This is a genomic window from Paludisphaera soli (genome assembly GCF_011064595.1).
GTDB classification, from domain to species: domain Bacteria; phylum Planctomycetota; class Planctomycetia; order Isosphaerales; family Isosphaeraceae; genus Paludisphaera; species Paludisphaera soli.
Window position 1 is genome coordinate 26,536 of record NZ_JAALJI010000028.1, and the last position, 17,133, is coordinate 43,668.

Annotated in this window: 10 protein-coding genes and 1 pseudogene; 8 read left to right on the forward strand and 3 right to left on the reverse strand. The window is 70.2% G+C overall.

Features of this window, described 5'->3' with window-relative positions:
- Position 1 precedes the first annotated feature (1 nt).
- On the reverse strand, positions 2 to 967 hold the full coding sequence (locus G6O68_RS25860; protein ID WP_165251586.1) for an AAA family ATPase: 966 nt from the start codon (positions 965 to 967) through the stop codon (positions 2 to 4).
- A 95-nt stretch (positions 968 to 1,062) separates the two neighbouring features.
- Between G6O68_RS25860 and G6O68_RS25865 the strand changes: the two genes are divergently transcribed.
- On the forward strand, positions 1,063 to 2,022 hold the full coding sequence (locus G6O68_RS25865) for an alpha/beta hydrolase (RefSeq protein WP_165251588.1): 960 nt from the start codon (positions 1,063 to 1,065) through the stop codon (positions 2,020 to 2,022).
- 10 nt (positions 2,023 to 2,032) lie between these two features.
- Here G6O68_RS25865 and G6O68_RS33645 read toward each other — a convergent pair.
- A pseudogene (locus G6O68_RS33645) lies at positions 2,033 to 2,332 on the reverse strand (DUF417 family protein); the annotation flags it as partial.
- Between the two features lie 372 nt (positions 2,333 to 2,704).
- On the opposite strand from G6O68_RS33645, the gene G6O68_RS25875 reads away from it, so the two are divergent.
- The 4 genes from G6O68_RS25875 (at position 2,705) to G6O68_RS25890 (ending at position 6,564) form a co-directional block, all read left to right on the forward strand.
- Positions 2,705 to 2,971, forward strand: coding sequence for a hypothetical protein (locus G6O68_RS25875; RefSeq protein ID WP_165251590.1), 267 nt, complete (start codon positions 2,705 to 2,707; stop codon positions 2,969 to 2,971).
- Between the two features lie 220 nt (positions 2,972 to 3,191).
- Positions 3,192 to 4,004, forward strand: coding sequence for a methyltransferase domain-containing protein (locus G6O68_RS25880; RefSeq protein WP_165251592.1), 813 nt, complete (start codon positions 3,192 to 3,194; stop codon positions 4,002 to 4,004).
- Positions 4,005 to 4,102: 98 nt separating this feature from the next.
- Positions 4,103 to 5,728 carry an amino acid permease gene (locus G6O68_RS25885; RefSeq protein ID WP_165251594.1) on the forward strand — a complete coding sequence of 542 codons (1,626 nt, stop codon included), beginning with the start codon at positions 4,103 to 4,105 and terminating at the stop codon, positions 5,726 to 5,728.
- A 20-nt stretch (positions 5,729 to 5,748) separates the two neighbouring features.
- Positions 5,749 to 6,564 carry a CDP-alcohol phosphatidyltransferase family protein gene (locus tag G6O68_RS25890; RefSeq protein WP_206108214.1) on the forward strand — a complete coding sequence of 272 codons (816 nt, stop codon included), beginning with the start codon at positions 5,749 to 5,751 and terminating at the stop codon, positions 6,562 to 6,564.
- Here G6O68_RS25890 and G6O68_RS25895 read toward each other — a convergent pair.
- Positions 6,503 to 7,921 carry an MFS transporter gene (locus G6O68_RS25895; protein ID WP_165251596.1) on the reverse strand — a complete coding sequence of 473 codons (1,419 nt, stop codon included), beginning with the start codon at positions 7,919 to 7,921 and terminating at the stop codon, positions 6,503 to 6,505. The two genes, G6O68_RS25890 and G6O68_RS25895, sit on opposite strands and share 62 nt — an antisense overlap.
- A 469-nt stretch (positions 7,922 to 8,390) precedes the next feature.
- Here G6O68_RS25895 and G6O68_RS25900 point away from each other — a divergent pair, with 469 nt between their 5' ends.
- From G6O68_RS25900 to G6O68_RS25910, 3 genes are all read left to right on the forward strand, one after another.
- Positions 8,391 to 10,061 (forward strand): efflux RND transporter periplasmic adaptor subunit, encoded by a 1,671-nt coding sequence (locus tag G6O68_RS25900; RefSeq protein ID WP_165251598.1) that lies wholly within the window; start codon positions 8,391 to 8,393, stop codon positions 10,059 to 10,061.
- A 93-nt stretch (positions 10,062 to 10,154) separates the two neighbouring features.
- Positions 10,155 to 13,352 (forward strand): efflux RND transporter permease subunit, encoded by a 3,198-nt coding sequence (locus G6O68_RS25905; protein WP_165251600.1) that lies wholly within the window; start codon positions 10,155 to 10,157, stop codon positions 13,350 to 13,352.
- A gap of 199 nt (positions 13,353 to 13,551) precedes the next feature.
- Positions 13,552 to 17,115 (forward strand): WD40 repeat domain-containing serine/threonine protein kinase, encoded by a 3,564-nt coding sequence (locus G6O68_RS25910; RefSeq protein WP_165251602.1) that lies wholly within the window; start codon positions 13,552 to 13,554, stop codon positions 17,113 to 17,115.
- Positions 17,116 to 17,133: the final 18 nt, after the last annotated feature.

Genomic DNA, 17,133 nt, shown 5'->3' on the forward strand with positions numbered 1-17,133 from the left:
ATCACTCGTCGTCGTCTTCCTCGTCTTCCAGGGCGTCGGGGTGGAGCGGGTCCTCCGGGTCGAAGAACAGGTCGCCGAGGCCGAAGGGGGCGTGCTGGCCCCCCATCGACCGCCGCTTGCTGCGGGCGAGTGAGTCCAGGTCGGTCGCCTCGTCGCCGAGCACCTTGGCGAGCGACTCCCGCCAGGCGGCGTCGCGGCCGAGTGGGTGTTCCGGGTCCTGCGCCATGCGCTTCAGGGCGTAGCGGACGATGTTGATGCCGTCGCGCGGCGAGAAGTCCAGCTTGAGCGAGTGCGCCTGCTGGAGGAACTCGACGGTCAGGGTCAGCAGCTCGGGCTCGGCGAACGGCAGGTGGTACTGGAGGATCGCCATCTCGTCGTCGCGGTCGGGGAAGCCCAGCTCCAGCGTGGGCTGGAGCCGCGAGAGGATGTAATCCGGGACCTCGTAGGTCGATTCGTCCTCGTTCATCGTCACGCAGACGCGGAATTCCGGGTCGGCGGGGATCGAAATGCCGGCGACGAGGCTCTCGACGTACCGGCGATGGTCGAGCAAGGGGGCGAGGCTCGCCCACGACTTCTCGTTCATCCGGTTCCCCTCGTCGAGCACGCAGACGCCGCCGACGAGCATGGCCGTCACCAGCGGCGAGGCGTGGTAGGCGATCTTGCCGTTCTCGGCCAGGACCGGGGTGACGATGAGGTCCTCTGGGCGGGTGTCGGCCGTGCACTGGGCGATGAACAGCGGCCTCCGCCGGAGCTTGGCGGCGGCCGTCGCCAGCGTCGTCTTGCCGATGCCCGGCGGGCCGATCAGCCGGGGCGAGAGGGGCCGGTCCCGAGGGTCGACCGTCAGCCAGCAGGCCGAGAGCTGCTTGAGCACCTCGTCCTGGCCGATCCACCCCTGGTCGGCCGCGACGGGCTCGCTCAGGTGGAGCGTCACGCCGCCGATCATCCGGGTCTTGCCGACTTCGCCCATCGTGATGCCTCTCCGAAACACGCCGCCCGCGGGCCGGGTATCGACTTCCCGTCGGCCCTTGCCCCGCGGACGTACGCCCCGGATAAGATACTCGCATGGACGAACCCGAGCCAAGCCCGACACCCGTGGAGCCCGCCCCTCCACACACACGACGACGCCCCGGACGTCGGCTCCGCCGCGGGGCGGCCGCCGCCGGCCTGCTCGTCGCGGCCTGGATGGCGATCTCGTTCGCCGTGGCCTACCGGCTCACGAGCCGTCACCATGCGCCGTATCCGGAGCCCCCGCCCCGGGTGTCTTGGGGGACGATGGAAGGGCTTCGCCTCGTCTCGGTCGACGGCCTGGGGATCGGAGCCTGGTTCGCCGAGGGCCGGGCCGAGGCCCCGTCGGTCCTCTTCCTCCACGGCAACGGCGGCGATCGCCACCACTGTTTGGAACGGGCCGAGATCCTGGCCTCCGAGCTGGGATGCGCCGCGATGTTCATCACGCTCCGGGCGCACGGGGACTCCGACGGCGACTTCAACGACATCGGCTACAGCGCCCGGCGCGACGTCGCGGCGGCCGTCGATTTCCTGAGAGGGCGACGCCCTAACCGGCCCGTGATCGTCTTCGGCGTCTCGCTCGGCTCGGCGGCCGCCGCGTTCGCGGCCGAGGAGCTGGGCGGAAAGGTCGCGGGCTACGTCCTGGAGAGCCCCTACGGCGACCTGAAGACCGCCGTCTGGAACCGCACGAAGGCCGCGCTGCCGACCCCCCTCGACCGGGTCGCCTACCTGGGCCTCCGCCTCTCCGCGCTCGTCCTGCTGCCGCAACTGGACGTGATCTCCCCCGTCCGCGCGATCGGGGGCGTCCCCGAGGACGTGCCCGTCCTGATCCTCGCGGGGGGCTCAGACGACCTCGCGACGGCGGCCGAGGCGCGGGCCATCTTCGATCGGGTCCGCACTCACGGGACGCTGGAAGTCTTCCCCAAGGCGAGGCACAACGACCTCGCCTCGGTTGAACCCGACCGCTACCGGCGGATCATCCTGGACTTCATCGCGGGCGTCACGGCGCCCCGGTGAACCGTCTCGGTCAGGCGACGGCCTCGCCACGCTTCCGCAGGTAGGCCTTCGCCGAGTCCGCCATGGTGACGAGCGCCGACCCCATCCTGATCGCGTCCTTCAGGACCAGCGTCCCCGCGCCGCTCGGGTAGGGGAAGCCGTGGCGGGGGTCGCCCAGATCCGGCACCCAGCAGTCGGGCGTCGTGATCACGAACGAGAGCGTCACGAACGACATCACGAAGATGAGGAAGCTCCCCGCGGCCGCCGCCTGGGGGAGCCTGGGGTGCAGGCACAGCAGGAGGCCGTCGAGCACGATCAATCGACCTCGGCCCGAACTCTTGACGGGCGGCGTCGACCGCGACGCTCCCCGACCCCGATCCGGGCCGATAGACGGCGAACCGATTCGTCCGGGCCGGCTCGCTAGACTCGCCGTCCAGGTGAAACGGCCGGTCGAGGAGGACTCTTCGCCGCGTCGCGAATCGTACATCCCGGCTTCCGATCTCGTCATCGCCACGGAGGACTCCTCACGTCGGTCCCTGGAACCATCCTCCCGCTTGAGCGAGCCGCCCCCGCGGGCGAGAATGCGGCCCTTGCGACCAGATCGACCACGCAGCCGGAGGCGTTCTTGGCACTCTCCCCATCTCAACGCAGGTACTTGACCCGGCTCCGCGAGGCGAGAAGCCGGCCGAGGTCCGTCGGCTCGATGCTCAGGCCTGCTCTCCCTTGGCTTTTGATCCTTATCGCGCTGGTGACGGTGCTGGCGCTAAGCTCCCCGGCGTGGCTCGCCTGCTTTTTCGGAGGCTTCGCCGCGGGGGGCGTCACCCGCCACGTCGCGATGGTCATCCAGAGCCGTCGAGTGCTCCCGTTGATGCTCGACGTCATCGACTGGCCGAAGGTCGACCGCCTGCTGGACGGCGTCGAAACGTCGGATCCCCGAGACGCGCCGGCGGCGAACGAAATCCCCGACTGACCGGACGGAGAACTCTCCGCGACCGCTCCCGACCGCCACGGACGGACGACCGTCGAAATCCTCGCGGGGGCCCGTCGGGCGGCTCGATGATCCCTTTACAAGGCTCTCCCCCCTGCCCCACAATACGGTCTTGCCGTGCGCCCGGCCGGACCCGGCGGCCCCCGCCGAACCCCGAGGCGCCCGAAGTCTCCCCCCTTTGCAACCCGGGTCGGAATCACCAATGAGTGGCACGCAAGCCGCGTCGGACGCCTCCAAGCAGAAGTTCGACAACAACGGCCAGTACAGCCGGACCTCGATCCTCCGTTACGAGAAGATCTTCGGCGACAACTACATCAGCACCGGCGGCGCGGAGACGACCGACAACCTGACCTCGCGGCTCGTCGGCTTCCTCAAGCCGGGCGTCCGGGTCATCGACGTCGGCAGCGGCATCGGCGGCGCGGCGTTCCACCTGGTCGAGAAGTACGGGGCGCAGGTGGTCGGCATCGACCTGGCCGAGGAGATGGTCGCCATCGGCCACGACCGCGCCAAGGCGGCCGGGATGTCCGACAAGGTCGAGTTCATCCTCGGCGACGTGCTCGAGACCGACTTCCCCGAGAAGTTCGACCTGGTCTGGAGCCGCGACGCCTTCATGCACATCCCGGACAAGGCCCGGCTGTTCGCCAAGCTGTACAGCCTGCTCGCCCCCGGCGGCAAGATCATCATCACCGACTACGCCCGCGGCAAGACCCCCGGCTCCCCTGAGTTCGAGGAATACATCAAGAAGACCGGCTACAGCGTCATCGAGCCGGAGCAGTACGGCAAGGTCCTGGAAGCGGCCGGCTTCACCGACGTCGTGGTCGACGACGCCACGGCCACCTTCATCGACATCCTCCAGCGCGAGGAAGGCCGGCTCGTGAACGAGCGCCAGCACTTCCTGGCCCACTTCTCCGAGGAAGACCTCAACTACCTCGTCGACCGCTGGAATATGAAGATCGGCTTCTGCCAGGCCGGCGACATGAAGTGGGGCATCTACGTCGGCACCCGCCCCGCCTGACCCGACATCCCGAAGCGGCCCCGGCCCGTCCCGAGAGATGAGACGAGCCGGGGGATTCATGCACGCGCAAGTCATCGTTATGGGGAGGCGAAGGCCGCATGCCGGGTAGCGCGAGCGACGACGTCCGTGACCTGGCCGGTTTCGGGTACAAGCAGGAGCTGGACCGCTCGCTGGGGAGCTTCTCCTCGTTCGCGGCCGGCTTCTCGTACATCTCGATCCTGACCGGCGTCTTCCAGATGTTCTATCTGGGATACGCCTCCGGCGGCCCGGCGTTCTTCTGGACGTGGCCGATGGTCTTCCTGGGCCAGTTCCTGGTGGCCCTCTGCTTCGCCGAAGTGGCCTCCGCCTACCCGCTCTCGGGGGGGGTGTACCAGTGGTCCAAGAAGGTCGGCACGCCGCTGGGCGGCTGGCTGACCGGCTGGATCTACCTCGCCTGCTCGATCCTCTCGCTGGCGGCCGTGGCGCTGGCGCTCCAGAACACGATGCCGCAGATTTCGGCGTGGTTCCAGGTGGTCGGGGACGGCTCGAATCCCGTGGACCAGGCCAAGAACGCCGTGCTGCTGGGCTGCACGCTGATCGCCCTGACAACGATCATCAACGCCGTGGGCGTCCGCCTGATGGCGGTCGTCAACAACGTGGGGGTGTGCGCCGAACTGGCCGGGGTGATCCTGCTGATCGTCCTGCTGGGCCTGAACGCGACCCGAGGGCCGGCGATCCTCCTGGAGACCCAGGGCCGGGGCGAGGGCCAGCCCGGCGGCTACTTCGCGGCCTTCCTGGCGGCGGCGGTGATGGCGTCGTACGTCCTCTACGGCTTCGACACGGCCGGGACCCTGGCCGAGGAGACCTCCGACCCCCGCCGACGCGCCCCCCGGGCCATCCTCCGGGCGCTCGCCGCGGCCGGGATCGCGGGGGGCCTGCTGATCCTCGTCGGCCTGCTGGCGATGCCGAACCCCGCCGACCCGGCGATGGGCCAGGTCTCGGGCGGCCTGCCGATGGTGGTGAAGTCGGTCCTGGGGCCGAAGGTCGGGACGGTCTTCCTGATCGAGGTGGTCTTCGCGGTGGCCGTCTGCGCCCTGGCGGTGCACGCCGGGACGGTGCGCCTGATCTTCGCCATGGCCCGCGACAACAGCCTGCCGTTCGCCGAGTCGCTGGCCCGGGTGACCGGCGAGACCCGCACGCCGATCGCGCCGGCGATCGTGACCGGGCTGCTGGCCTCGGCGATCCTCCTGGTCAACGTCAACGCGCCGAGGATCATCGAGCGGCTCTGCTCGGTGGCCCTGGTCTGGGCGAACCTCGCCTACCTGATGGTCACCCTGCCGATGCTCCTGGGCCGCCTCCGCGATCGCCGCCGTCGCGTCGAGGACGACGCGGGACTGGAGGATGAGGCGGACGAGGCCGGGCCGATCCCGACTCGCGAGCGGTTCAGCCTGGGGCGTTGGGGCCTGCCCGTGAACGCCGCGGCGTCGGCCTGGGGCCTGTTCGTGATCGTCAACATGGGCTGGCCCCGGCCCGAGATCTACGGGGACGACCCCGTCGGCCGCTACACCGCCCTGCTGGCGACCCTCGCGCTGACGGCCGTGGGCGCGACCTATTACCTGGCGGTCGGCCGGCTCCGCGCCGGGGTCCTCCCCGAGCACGCGGCCCACGTCGAGGCCCCGTCGGTCGGGCTCGGCTTCGACGACCCGTCGATGATCGACCTGCTCGCGCCCGGCGAGTCGTCCTGAAGAACCGAGGAACGCCCGCGATGGTGGAAACCCTGGCCTCTCCCGCCCCCCCCGCCGCCCACGCCGGCGCGCCGAGCCCGCTCCGTCGCTTCCTCGGCTGGTGCGTCCACGCCTTCACGGCCTCGGGGATCGCGATCGCCGCGGTGATCCTGGCGCTCCTGGTCCGGGGGGGTCCGGACGCCTTCCGCTGGTCGTTCCTGCTGATGCTCGTCGCCACCCTGGTCGACGCGGTCGACGGGACCTTCGCCCGCGCGGTGCGGATCAAGGAGGCCGTCCCCAGCTTCGACGGCCGGCGGCTGGACGACATCACCGACTTCCTGACCTACACCTGCCTGCCGCTCATGCTCGTCTGGCGCGCGGGGCTCGTCCCGGCGGGATACGAGGCCTGGCTGATCGCGCCGCTGCTGGCCAGCGCCTACGGCTTCTGCCAGGTCGACATCAAAACCCACGACGGCTACTTCCTGGGCTTCCCGTCGCTCTGGAACATCGTCGCGCTCTACCTCTACGTCCTGCCCATACCTCCCTGGCCGGCGCTCTCCATCCTGCTGGTGCTGGCGTTCCTGACGTTCGTCCCGGTGAAGCACCTGTATCCGTCGCAGCCGGGACGGCTGAATCGCTTCGCGACGATCACCGGGGTCTTCTGGGGCATCCTGGTCGTCTGGCTCGTCTGGGTCCTGCCCACGTCGTCGAACCCGGAGTTCACGGACTCAACCCGGACCCTGGCCTACGTCACGCTGATCTACCCGGCGTTCTACATGGGGACGTCGTGGTATCTCACTCTCCGGGGGTGGCTGGGACCGCGGCCGGAGTCGGCGACGCCGGCGACCCCTCGCTGAGGTCCCACTCCCTGGCCTGACGCTGGCCCTCCTCGACGTCGACCAGCATCAGCAGCAGGCCGCCGACGAGGAAGAAGCCGATCACGCCCAGGATCGCGCCCCGGCTCGATCCCGTCGCGACGTTGATGATCGCGAACATGGCCGGGCCGAAGATCCCCGCGAACTTCTCCACGACGGCGAAGAAGCCGAAGAACTCGCCCGACTTGGACCTGGGGATCAGGCTGGCGAACAGCGACCGCGAGAGCGCCTGCGTCCCCCCCTGCACCACGCCGACCAGCACCGCCAGGATCAGGAAGTCGCGATTGGTCTTCATGGAGTAGCCGACCAGGCAGATCAGGGTGTAGACCCCCAGCCCCAGCAGGATCGACCGCTTGACGCCGAGCACCCCGGCCAGCGACCCGAACAGGAACGAGCACGGGATCCCCACGAACTGCACCAGCAGGATCGACGCGATCATCACCGTCGAGTCGATCCTCAGCTCGGTGCCGTAGATCGTCGCCATCCGGATGATCGTGCCGATGCCGTCGTTGTAGATGAGGAAGGCCAGGAGCATCAGGAAGCCCTGTCGGCATCGCCTCAGCTCCCGGCCGGTCTCGCCGAGCCGGCCGAAGGCGGCCCGCACCGGGCTCATCCCGGCCCAGCGTTCGCCGCCGGAGACGGGCGGCTCGGGGACGCGGCGGAACAGCGGGATCGAGAAGACCAGCCACCAGACGGCCACCGACACGAAGGCGAGCCGCGCCGGGAGCGTCGCCTGCGACTCGCTCAGCCCCGGCCCCGAGGGGAGCCCGAACCAGGCCGGGAACTGGATCCAGGCCAGGTTGAGAGCCAGCAGCAGGCCGCCGCCGACGTAGCCCAGGGCGTAGCCCGCCGTCGAGACCCGGTCGATCTCGTCGTCGGAGGCGATGTGGGGCAGCAGCGCGTCGTAGAAGACGAAGCTGGCGTTGGCCCCGATGTTCGCCAGGATGAAGAGGGCCGAGGCCAGGATCCAGTCGCCGGTGTGGATGAAGAACATGGAGGCGGTCGAGGCCAGGCCCAGCGACAGGAACCACCCCAGCAACCGCTTCTTGCTCGCGGTGTGGTCGGCGTACGCACCCAGGATCGGCGACATCAAGGCGACGATCACCATGCCGAACGTCGTCGCCATCGCATAGCGACCCGAGGCGACCTTGGGGTCGAGCCCGGCGCAGGCGACCTCGGAATAGTAGATCGGGAAGACGGCCGTGATGATGGTGCAGACCATGGCCGAGTTGGCCCAGTCGTACAACGCCCAGGCCCGCAACTCGGGTCGGTCCAGGCCGAGCCGGCGCAGCAGGCCGACGCCGCCCCCCGCGCGGGCCGCACGATGTTCCTCGGCCATCTTCCCCGCCCCTCCCCTAAGAAGCCTTCCAGGCCGGACGGCCCGTCGAGCGAGCGAGGCTCGCCCCCCTGGTTCTAAGGCAGATCCCCCGGCTTGACCAGGCCATCTTCCCGGAAGGCTTCGACCCTGCGGCTCGAGACGGCCAGGGCGTTAAAAGCGGTTAACAATCCGAAATGGCGGTGGACAACGCCGGTGTGCGGCGCGGATAGTATTGAGGAGTCGAATACTGGGTCGTCCGACTTATGCTGGCGGCCGATGCAGGGTCTCGGATCGAACGCACCGTAAGACGGTCCGCGTCGAATCCAGGGGTTGCGAGCCTCCCACCGCGCCCCTCCCTGAAGACTTCCGACCGTGCGTCGGCCGCGCGCTCCCAGCGTGTCGGACTTCGCGTTCCGGATGAGGCGTCGTCGCATCGCCGCGACGCGCCGATCGCAGGCCGCCGAGGCCCCACGAACCGCATCGAGGAACCATGACACGACGTATCCCCCTCGGTTTGACGTCGCGCAAGACCTTGTCCCTGGGCGGGGTGATCCTCGCGGTCGCCGTCGGCCTGGCCGCGTGGAAGTACATGGGCGCCGCACCGACCTCCGAGGCGAACCTCGACCACGCCGAGGCCGCGACGAAGCCGGCCGCCGCGACGCAGCCCGACGCGGAAGTCGGCCGCGATCGGATCGTCCGGATCAGCGCCGATCAGCAGAAGCTGATCGGCGTGGAGGTCGAAACCGTGAAGCTCGAGCCCGAGACCATCCTGGTCCGGGTGCCGGGGCGGATCGCGCCGGACGAGAACCGCTTCGCGTTCATCACGCCGAGGGCGCCGGGCATCGTGCGGAGCGTCGCGGTGCGGATCGGCCAGGACGTGAAGGCCGGCGACGTGCTGGCGACCATCGAGAGCGCGGCCGTCGGCCAGGCCCGGCTCGACCTCCTGATGAACCTGCAGTCGCTCGACATCGCGCTGACGCAGGCCCGCTGGCAGGAGACGATCCTCAAGAACACCCTGGAGTTGATCGAGCGGCTCAAGGCCGAGGACACGCCCGAGCAGATCAACGCCAGGTTCCTCGACAAGCCGGTGGGGACCAACCGCGAGCGCCTGATGACGGCCTACACGGCCCACCGCCTCGCCAAGGCCAACCTCAGCCGCAAGAACGCCCTGTACGACGAGGAGATCATCCGGGGCCAGCTGATGGAGGAGAGCAAGGCCCGGTTCGACGCCGACCTCGCCGCCTACCAGACCCTGCTGGACCAGATGGGCTACGAGACGAACCTGGCGAACACCCGCGCCCAGCAGGCGCTCCGCCAGGCGGAGACCTCCGTCCTCGTCGCCCGCGAGAAGCTCCAGGTCCTGGGCGTCGACCCCGACGACGACGAATACATCCCCAAGACGCTCCGCCAGCAGAACGCCCTGACGGCCGACGTGCCGGCCGTGAAGACCCCCGGCCCCGCCGACCCGGCCGGCGACAAGTCGTCGATCCTGGGGGTCGCCGAGGCGATGTCGCTGGGGACCCGCCCGGCCACCGGCGCCGAGCCCAAGCCGCTCCCCGAGGAGCCGGCCAGCCTCTACAAGCTCAAGGCCCCGTTCGCCGGCACGATCCTCGACCGCGAGCTGGTCGTGCCGGGCGTGGCCGTCGACGTCACCCACCGGATCTTCACGCTGGCGAACCTGGAGAACGTCTGGGTTGAGGCCAACATCAACCCCAGCAATCTCCCCTACATCCACGACGACGCGAACGTGTCGATCACGTTCAGCTCCGACGCCTACCCCGAGAAGCAGTTCCAGGCGCGGCTGCTCTACACCGGCGACCTGGTCGTCGAGAAGACACAGACCCTCACCCTGCTGGCCCGGGCCGAGAACGCGGACCGGTTCCTCAAGCCGGGGATGTACATCGACGTCGCCCTGGCGGTCAAGTCGACCGAACAGATGCCGTCGGTGCCCAGCTCCGCGCTGCTGTCCGACGACGAGCGCTGGGTGGCCTTCGTGCGGACCGGGCCCGAGGAGTTCGAGATGCGCGAGGTCAAGACCCGGGGCCCCGGCGAGGACCGGACGGCCGTCTTCTCCGGCCTGCGGCCGGGCGAGGAGGTCGTCACCCGCGGAGCCTTCAAGCTCAAGTCGGAGTGGATCCGCCTGGCCTCCTCCGACTCCTGACCCGTCGTCTCAAGGCGTCCGAGCGAGCGGACCTCGGCGGGGCGCGTGCCCACCGAGGTCCACGCCTCCCCCCAACCCCCGCCGAACCGACCCATGTTCGACCGCCTCATCGATTGGGCGTTGCGCAGCCGCCCCATGGTCCTGCTGCTCCTCGTCGGCCTGGTGCTGTGGGGGGTGCGGTCGCTCGTCAAGCTGCCGATCGACGCCCAGCCCGACATCACCAACGTCCAGGTGCTGGCCCTCACCAGCTCGCCGGGGCTGGGGCCCGTCGAGGTCGAACAGTTCATCACGATCCCGGTCGAGAACGCGATGAACGGGATCCCCAAGATCCAGGAGGTCCGCTCGTTCTCGCAGTTCGGCCTCTCGGGCGTGACGATCGTGTTCGAGGAGGGGTCCGACATCTACTGGGCCCGACAGCAGGTGGGCGAGCGCCTGGCGGAGGTCCGATCGTCGATCCCTCCGGAGTTCGGCCAGCCCGAAATGGGGCCGATCTCGACCGGCCTCGGCGAGATCTTCCAGTTCGAGGTGAAGAATGCGCCGGACGCGTCGCGTCCGCGGTCGCTGATGGAGCTGCGGACGATCCTGGATTGGGAGGTCGCCCGGCCGCTGAAGAGCGTCCCCGGCGTCGTCGAGGTCAACGCCTTCGGCGGCGAGCTGAAGACCTATGAAGTCCGGCTCGACCCGGAGCGGCTGATGGCCCGCAACATCTCGGTCAACCGGGTCTTCGAGGCCATCCGCGAGAACAACAGCAACGCCGGCGGCGGCTACCTCGAACGTCTGGGCGAGCAGCGCGTCATCCGCGCCGTCGGCCTGGTGAGCACCCTCGACGACCTCGCCGACATCGTCCTCGCCACCACGCCGACCGGCACGCCGGTGTACATCCGAGACGTCGCCGACGTCCGCTTCGCCCCCCTCATTCGGAACGGGGCGGTGACCCGAGACGGCGAGGGGGAGATCGTGACCGCGACCGCCATGATGCTGGCGGGCGAGAATTCCCGGGCCGTCGTCGACCGGATCAAGGCCAAGCTGGACGAGATCCGGCCCCGGCTCCCCGAAGGGGTCGTGGTCGAGCCCTTCTACGACCGCGCCGTGCTCATCAGCCGGACCATCACCACGGTCGCCTCGAACCTGGCCGAAGGCGGCATCCTCGTGGTCGCGGTCCTGCTGGCGATGCTCGGCAACCTGAAGGCGGGCCTGGTCGTCGCCCTGGCCATCCCGCTGTCGATGCTCTTCGCCATCAACATGATGGTCTACTACGGCATCGCCGGCAGCCTCATGAGCCTGGGGGCGATCGACTTCGGCCTCATCGTCGACAGCTCGGTCATCATGATGGAGAACTGCGTGAGCCACCTGGCCCACGCCGACAAGCGGCGGTCGGCCGTCGACGTGGTGCGGGAGGCGGCCTTCGAGGTCCGCAAGCCGGTCGTGTTCGGCGTGGCCATCATCACCATCGTCCACCTGCCGCTACTGGCCCTGGAAGGGGTCGAGGGGAAGATGTTCCGGCCGATGGCCCTGACGGTCGTCTTCGCCCTGATCGGCTCGCTGATCCTCAGCCTGACGGCCACCCCCGTCCTCGCCTCGCTGATCCTCAAGCCCGGCACCTCGGAAGTCGAGACCCTGCCGGTCCGGATCGGCAAGCGGATCTACCGGCCGTTCCTGAAGTTCTCGCTCGACCACCCGGTGACCGTCGTCGCCGTCTCGCTCGCGGCCTTCCTCGCGACCATGCCGGTGGCGATGAGTTTGGGCGGCGAGTTCATCCCCCGTCTCGACGAGGGGGACGTCCTCATCGTCGTCACCCGCCCCCCCAGCGCCTCGCTCTCCGAGAGCCTCGAGGACTCGACGCGGATCGAGAAGGCCCTCCTCGCCGCCCTCCCCGAGCACATCGACTCGATCGTCTGCCGGACCGGCCGCCCGGAGATCGGCATCGACCCGGCCGGCGTCAACCAGACCGACGTCTTCGTTTACCTGAAGAAGCCGAAGGAGACCTACGTCGACCTGGCCCTCAAGCCGATCCACCCGCTCATCGCCCTGTTCGACGGCGGGGATCACGGGCCGTCCAAGGCGGACCTGATCGTGGAGATGGAGAAGATCTGCCGCCGCGAGCTGCCCGGCGCGTTCTTCAACTTCGGCCAGCCGATCGAGGTCCGCTTCAACGAGATGCTCGCCGGCGTCCGCGCCGACCTGGGCATCGGCCTCTACGGCGACGACCTGGACGTCCTCCAGGAGAAGGTCAACGCGATCGCCGCCGCCGTCGAGGACATCCCCGGCGCGGCCGACGTCCGGGCCCAGGTGCTCGGCGGCCTGCCGTTCCTCCGGGTCCAGATCAACCGCGACGACATCGCCCGCTACGGCATCAACGCCTCGTCGATCCTCGACGTCGTCTCGGCGCTGGGGGGCAGGGTCGTCGGCCAGGTCATCGAGGGCCAGCGCACCTTCGACCTCCAGGTACGCTTCGACCCCACCGCACGCGACGACATCGATTCGATCAAGCGGCTCAAGATCGCCGACGTCAACGGACGGATGATCCCCCTCTCGGAGCTGGCCGATTTCCACCAGGAAGACGGTGCCTATGAGATCTGGCGGAAGGACCGCCAGCGCCGGGCCATGGTGCAGGCCAACGTCCGCAACCGGGACCTGGCGACGTTCGTCGCCGAGGCCCAGCAGCGGGTCCTCGCCGAGGTCGACATCCCCCGCGGCTACTTCCTGGAATGGGGCGGGACGTTCCAGAACATGCAGTCGGCCACCCAGCGGCTGACGATCGTCGTGCCGGTGGCCCTCGTGCTGATCTTCCTGCTGCTCTACGGCACGTTCCAGTCGGTCAAGCTCGGCACCCTGATCTTCCTCTCGGTCCCGCTCGGGGCGATGGGGGGCATCCTGGCGCTCTGGCTGCGGGACATGAACCTGAGCATCTCGGCGGGGGTCGGCTTCATCGCCCTCTCGGGGGTCGCCGTGCTCGACGGCCTGGTCATCGTCTCGGCGATCCGCCAGCGGGTCGAGAGCGGCGAGCCGATGCGGCAGGCGGTTGCGGGGGCCTCGATGAGCCGGCTCCGTCCGGTGCTGATGACCGCCCTCGTGGCCAGCCTCGGCTTCATCCCGATGGCCTTCTCCACCGGCTCGGGCGCCGACGTCCAGCGCCCCCTCGCCACGGTCGTGATCGGCGGCCTGATCACCAGCACCGGCCTGAAGCTCCTGGTGATCCCCGCCACCTACGCCTGGTTCGATCCGGGCCGCGGCCAGCGGGCCTCCGACGTCGACTCGCTCCTCGAGCCCGACGACGATCTCGAAAGCTGACCCATCGCCCGACCCGGGCCCCTGCCCCCCGACGCGGCCGCGACGGGGGGTGGGGGCGTCTCGACCCGACCGACGGCGACGGGCCGCGCCACCCGGGCCTCGCTTGTGGACGATCGCGCGCGGGTGCTAAACTACGGTCCGGCGTCGCCTCGCGCGACCGAAAGGCCCGGACCCCTCGCCCTGGGATCCCCACGCCGCCATGTCGACCAGCGCGCCCCAGAACGAGTCCCACCGACGACGTCGCGCCGCCTGCGAGCGGCTCAAGGAGCGGATCCGGTCCGAACGCTCTACGCGCGTCGAGCACCTGCTGGCCGAGGACCCCGAACTCGCCCGCGACGACGACGCGCTGCTCGAGTTGATCCTGGCGGAGACGGACACCCGCCGCGAGCTGGGCGAGACGGCAACGGTCGCCGAGTGGGAAGAGCGGATCCGCGGGATGATCCCCGACCCGCACCGTCGACGGTCGATCCAGGCCCTCCTGTCGACCGAGATGGTGACCCTCTCGGAGTCGACCCTGACGAAGGAGGCGCGGGCCGCGATCCCGGTCGCCCCCCGCGGCCGGGTCGGCCGGTATCACATCCTTGAAGAGGTGGGCCGGGGGGGCATGGGGGTCGTCTACAAGGCCCGCCAGCTGAGCCCCCGGCGGATCGTCGCGATCAAGATGATCCTGGCCGGCGACCATGCCAACGCCCGCGAGCGCGCCCGGCTCCGCACCGAGGCCGAGGCCGCCGCCAAGCTCACGCACCCCAACATCGTCCAGATCATCGAGGCCGACTACCACGAGGGGCTCCCCTTCCTGGCGATGGAGTTCGTCGACGGCGGCAACCTGGCGCGGATGCTCCGGGCGATGCCCCAGCCGATCCGCTGGTCGGCCCGGATGATCGAGACCCTGGCCCGGGCGATCCACGAGGCCCACGAGTCGGACATCGTCCACCGCGACCTCAACCCCTCCAACATCCTGATGACCCAGGACGGGGTCCCCAAGATCGGCGACTTCGGCCTGGCCAAGTTCCTCATGACCGACGAGGGGACCTCGCAATCCGGCCGGCTCCTGGGGACGCCGTCGTACATGGCCCCGGAACAGCTCGGCGACGGCGGCCGGGGGGTGAGCCGGCGGACCGACGTCTACGGCCTCGGGGCCATCCTCTACGAGATGCTCACCGGCTCGCCGCCGTTCCGCGGCCTGACCCCGATGGAGACCCTCTGCCAGGTGGCCGAGGGGGACGTCGTGCCCCCGTCCCGGCTCCGCCACGGCCTGCCCCAGGATTTGGAGACCATCTGCCTGAAGTGCCTGGATCGGAACCCCTCGGCTCGTTACGTCGACGCCCGCGAGCTGGCCGACGACCTGCGGCGGTTCCAGGACCGCGAGCCCATCCACGCGCGCCGCACCCCCCGATTGCGACGCGCCCTGCAGTGGGCCAGCCGCGAGCCCGTGGCCTCGGGGCTGCTGATCCTCAGCTTCCTGCTCCTCCTCTCGCTGCTCTCCGTCGCCTCGGTCTACAGCATCTGGCTCACCACGGCCCAGTACGAGCTCGAGTCGCGCTACAAGCAGCTCGCCGAGGTGGACTACTCGAGCCAGATCACCAAGGTCCTGACGGAGCGGAGCGTCGAGGACGCGAGGCGCGAGCGCTACGGCTACGAGCTGGGCCGGATCCACGACCACGCCCTCCGAAATCAGACCGAGCTGGCCGTCGAGGCGTTCGACATCCTCCGTCGCACGGCCCCGCGGAAGCTCGGCTTCGAGTGGGCCTACGTCGACCGCCTGATCCACCGTTCGGCGCGGATCCTGGGGGGCGAGGCGGGCCACATGGCCCCGGTCGGGTTCCTCTGCCCCTCGCGAGACGGCCGGACCCTCGTCTCGGGGGACGAGGGGGGGAAGGTCCTCGAATGGGACCTCGCGTCCCGGTCGCCCAAGGCGCTCGCCCCGATCAGCGGCGAGATCCCGGTTCGCGGGCTCGCGACGGCCGGCGACGCGACGGGCCGGACCGCCGTGGTCGCGGCCGTCCAGGTCGAGGAGGACCGGGCGTTCGTCAATCTCTGGGACCTCCGGGACGCCGAGGGCCCCTGGAGCTTCCAGGAGTCGACGCGCGAGGTGGCCGAGGTCGGCTTCGCCCGCGGCGGCTCCCTGCTCGCGGTCCGCTGCCGCGAGGGCCCGGGCGCCGCCTGGCGGACGATCTTCTTCGCCGAGGCCGAGGGGTCCTGGTCCCGCGAGGCGGCGGAACTGGCCGACGTCTCCTGCGCCGCGTTCGCGCCGGACGCCGGCGCCATGGCGCTCGGCCGGGGCGACGGCTCGATCCTGGTCCGGGGCCGGGCCGACGGCGAGGACCTCGCCCTCCTCCCCCGGGAGCCCTCGCGGCCCGTCTCGCTGGCCTTCTCTTCGGACGGCGCGTGGCTCGCCTGCGGCTGGGAGGACGGCCGGGTGATCGTGTGGGATGTCCGGACGGGCGACCCGGCGAGCATGCTGGACTGCGTCGACGGACCGCCGACCGAGCTGGCGTTCTGCCTCGGCGGCCGCGGCCTGGTGATCCGCGAGGGCCCGCAAACGCTGGCCCTGCACGACCTCCGGGGCGACGGGTCGCGGCGGGTCCTCGAAGGCCCGGACGCGATCCCGACCAGCCTGGGCGTGTCGCCCGACGGCGATTCGCTCGTCGCGGCGTACGAGTCGCGGCCGGTCCGGATCTGGGACCTGGCCGACCGCTCAGCCACCCCGGCCGAACTCCTCGAGCTGGGGTCCCCGAGCCGCCTGAGGTTCTCGCCCGCCGACCGGACGCTCTTCATGAACTTCAACCACGAGTCGATCCTCCTGTGGACGCTGCCCGCGGCCCCCCACCCGCGGACCAGCCTGGGGGGGCACCAGAAGGAGGCCTGGTCGCTCGCCTTCTCCCCCGACGGCTCGATCCTGGCCTCGGGGGCCGACGACCATCAGATCCGGCTCTGGAACGTCGCCGACGGTTCCGACCTGGGGGCGATCGAGGCCCACTCGCAGACCGTCACGGGGCTGTCCTTCTCGCCCGACGGCGAGGAGCTCGCGAGCGTCAGCCTCGACGGCTCCTGGAAGATCTGGCGGCTCGTCCGCGACGCCCCGGAGCCCCCGCACGTCCGACTGGAACACGCCCGCACGCTCCGCGAGCCCGGCCGCAGCCAGCTCCGCTGCGTCGCCCATTCGCTCGACGGCGGCCTGATCGCGGCCTCCGGCCTGACGCCGGACATCCTGATCTACGACACGACGTCCTACGCCGCCCCGAAGGTGATCGCCGGGGCCCACTCCGAGATGATCACGGCCCTGGCCTTCTCCTACTCCCGGCCCAGCATGCTCGCCAGCGCCGGCTGCGACCGTCGCCTCCGGCTCTGGGACCCCCAGGTCGGCGATCGGATCAGCGACCTCCCCGTGAACGGCCCGCTGATGACCCTGGCGTACTCCCCGGTCAGCCGTTCCGACAACGCGCTGCTCGCGGCCAGCGGCGACCAGCGGCTGGTCTCGGTCTGGGACGTGGGGATGCGAAACGCGCTCAAACCCGTGCGCGGCCACCCGGCCGCGATCCGCTCGCTCGCCTTCACGCACGACGGCGTGAGCCTGGCCACCGGCTGCGACGACGGCGCCGTGCGGATCTGCGACGCCGAGACGCGCCAGGTCGTCCTGGTCCTGGAGGGCCACCACGGGCGGATCAACGCCGTCGCCTTCTCGCCCGACGACCAGACGCTCGCCTCTTGCAGCCACAGCGGGGAGGTCTTCCTCTGGCGGGCCGGCCCCGCCTCGCGGTGAGCCGGCCCCGGGCGGCTG

Excerpts from the sequence above, each read along its gene's own strand:
- G6O68_RS25860 (WP_165251586.1), bottom strand. The coding sequence starts at position 967 with ATGGGCGAAGTCGGCAAGACCCGGATGATCGGCGGCGTGACGCTCCAC.
- G6O68_RS25865 (WP_165251588.1), top strand. The coding sequence starts at position 1,063 with ATGGACGAACCCGAGCCAAGCCCGACACCCGTGGAGCCCGCCCCTCCA.
- G6O68_RS25875 (WP_165251590.1), top strand. The coding sequence starts at position 2,705 with ATGCTCAGGCCTGCTCTCCCTTGGCTTTTGATCCTTATCGCGCTGGTG.
- G6O68_RS25880 (WP_165251592.1), top strand. The coding sequence starts at position 3,192 with ATGAGTGGCACGCAAGCCGCGTCGGACGCCTCCAAGCAGAAGTTCGAC.
- G6O68_RS25885 (WP_165251594.1), top strand. The coding sequence starts at position 4,103 with ATGCCGGGTAGCGCGAGCGACGACGTCCGTGACCTGGCCGGTTTCGGG.
- G6O68_RS25890 (WP_206108214.1), top strand. The coding sequence starts at position 5,749 with ATGGTGGAAACCCTGGCCTCTCCCGCCCCCCCCGCCGCCCACGCCGGC.
- G6O68_RS25895 (WP_165251596.1), bottom strand. The coding sequence starts at position 7,921 with ATGGCCGAGGAACATCGTGCGGCCCGCGCGGGGGGCGGCGTCGGCCTG.
- G6O68_RS25900 (WP_165251598.1), top strand. The coding sequence starts at position 8,391 with ATGACACGACGTATCCCCCTCGGTTTGACGTCGCGCAAGACCTTGTCC.
- G6O68_RS25905 (WP_165251600.1), top strand. The coding sequence starts at position 10,155 with ATGTTCGACCGCCTCATCGATTGGGCGTTGCGCAGCCGCCCCATGGTC.
- G6O68_RS25910 (WP_165251602.1), top strand. The coding sequence starts at position 13,552 with ATGTCGACCAGCGCGCCCCAGAACGAGTCCCACCGACGACGTCGCGCC.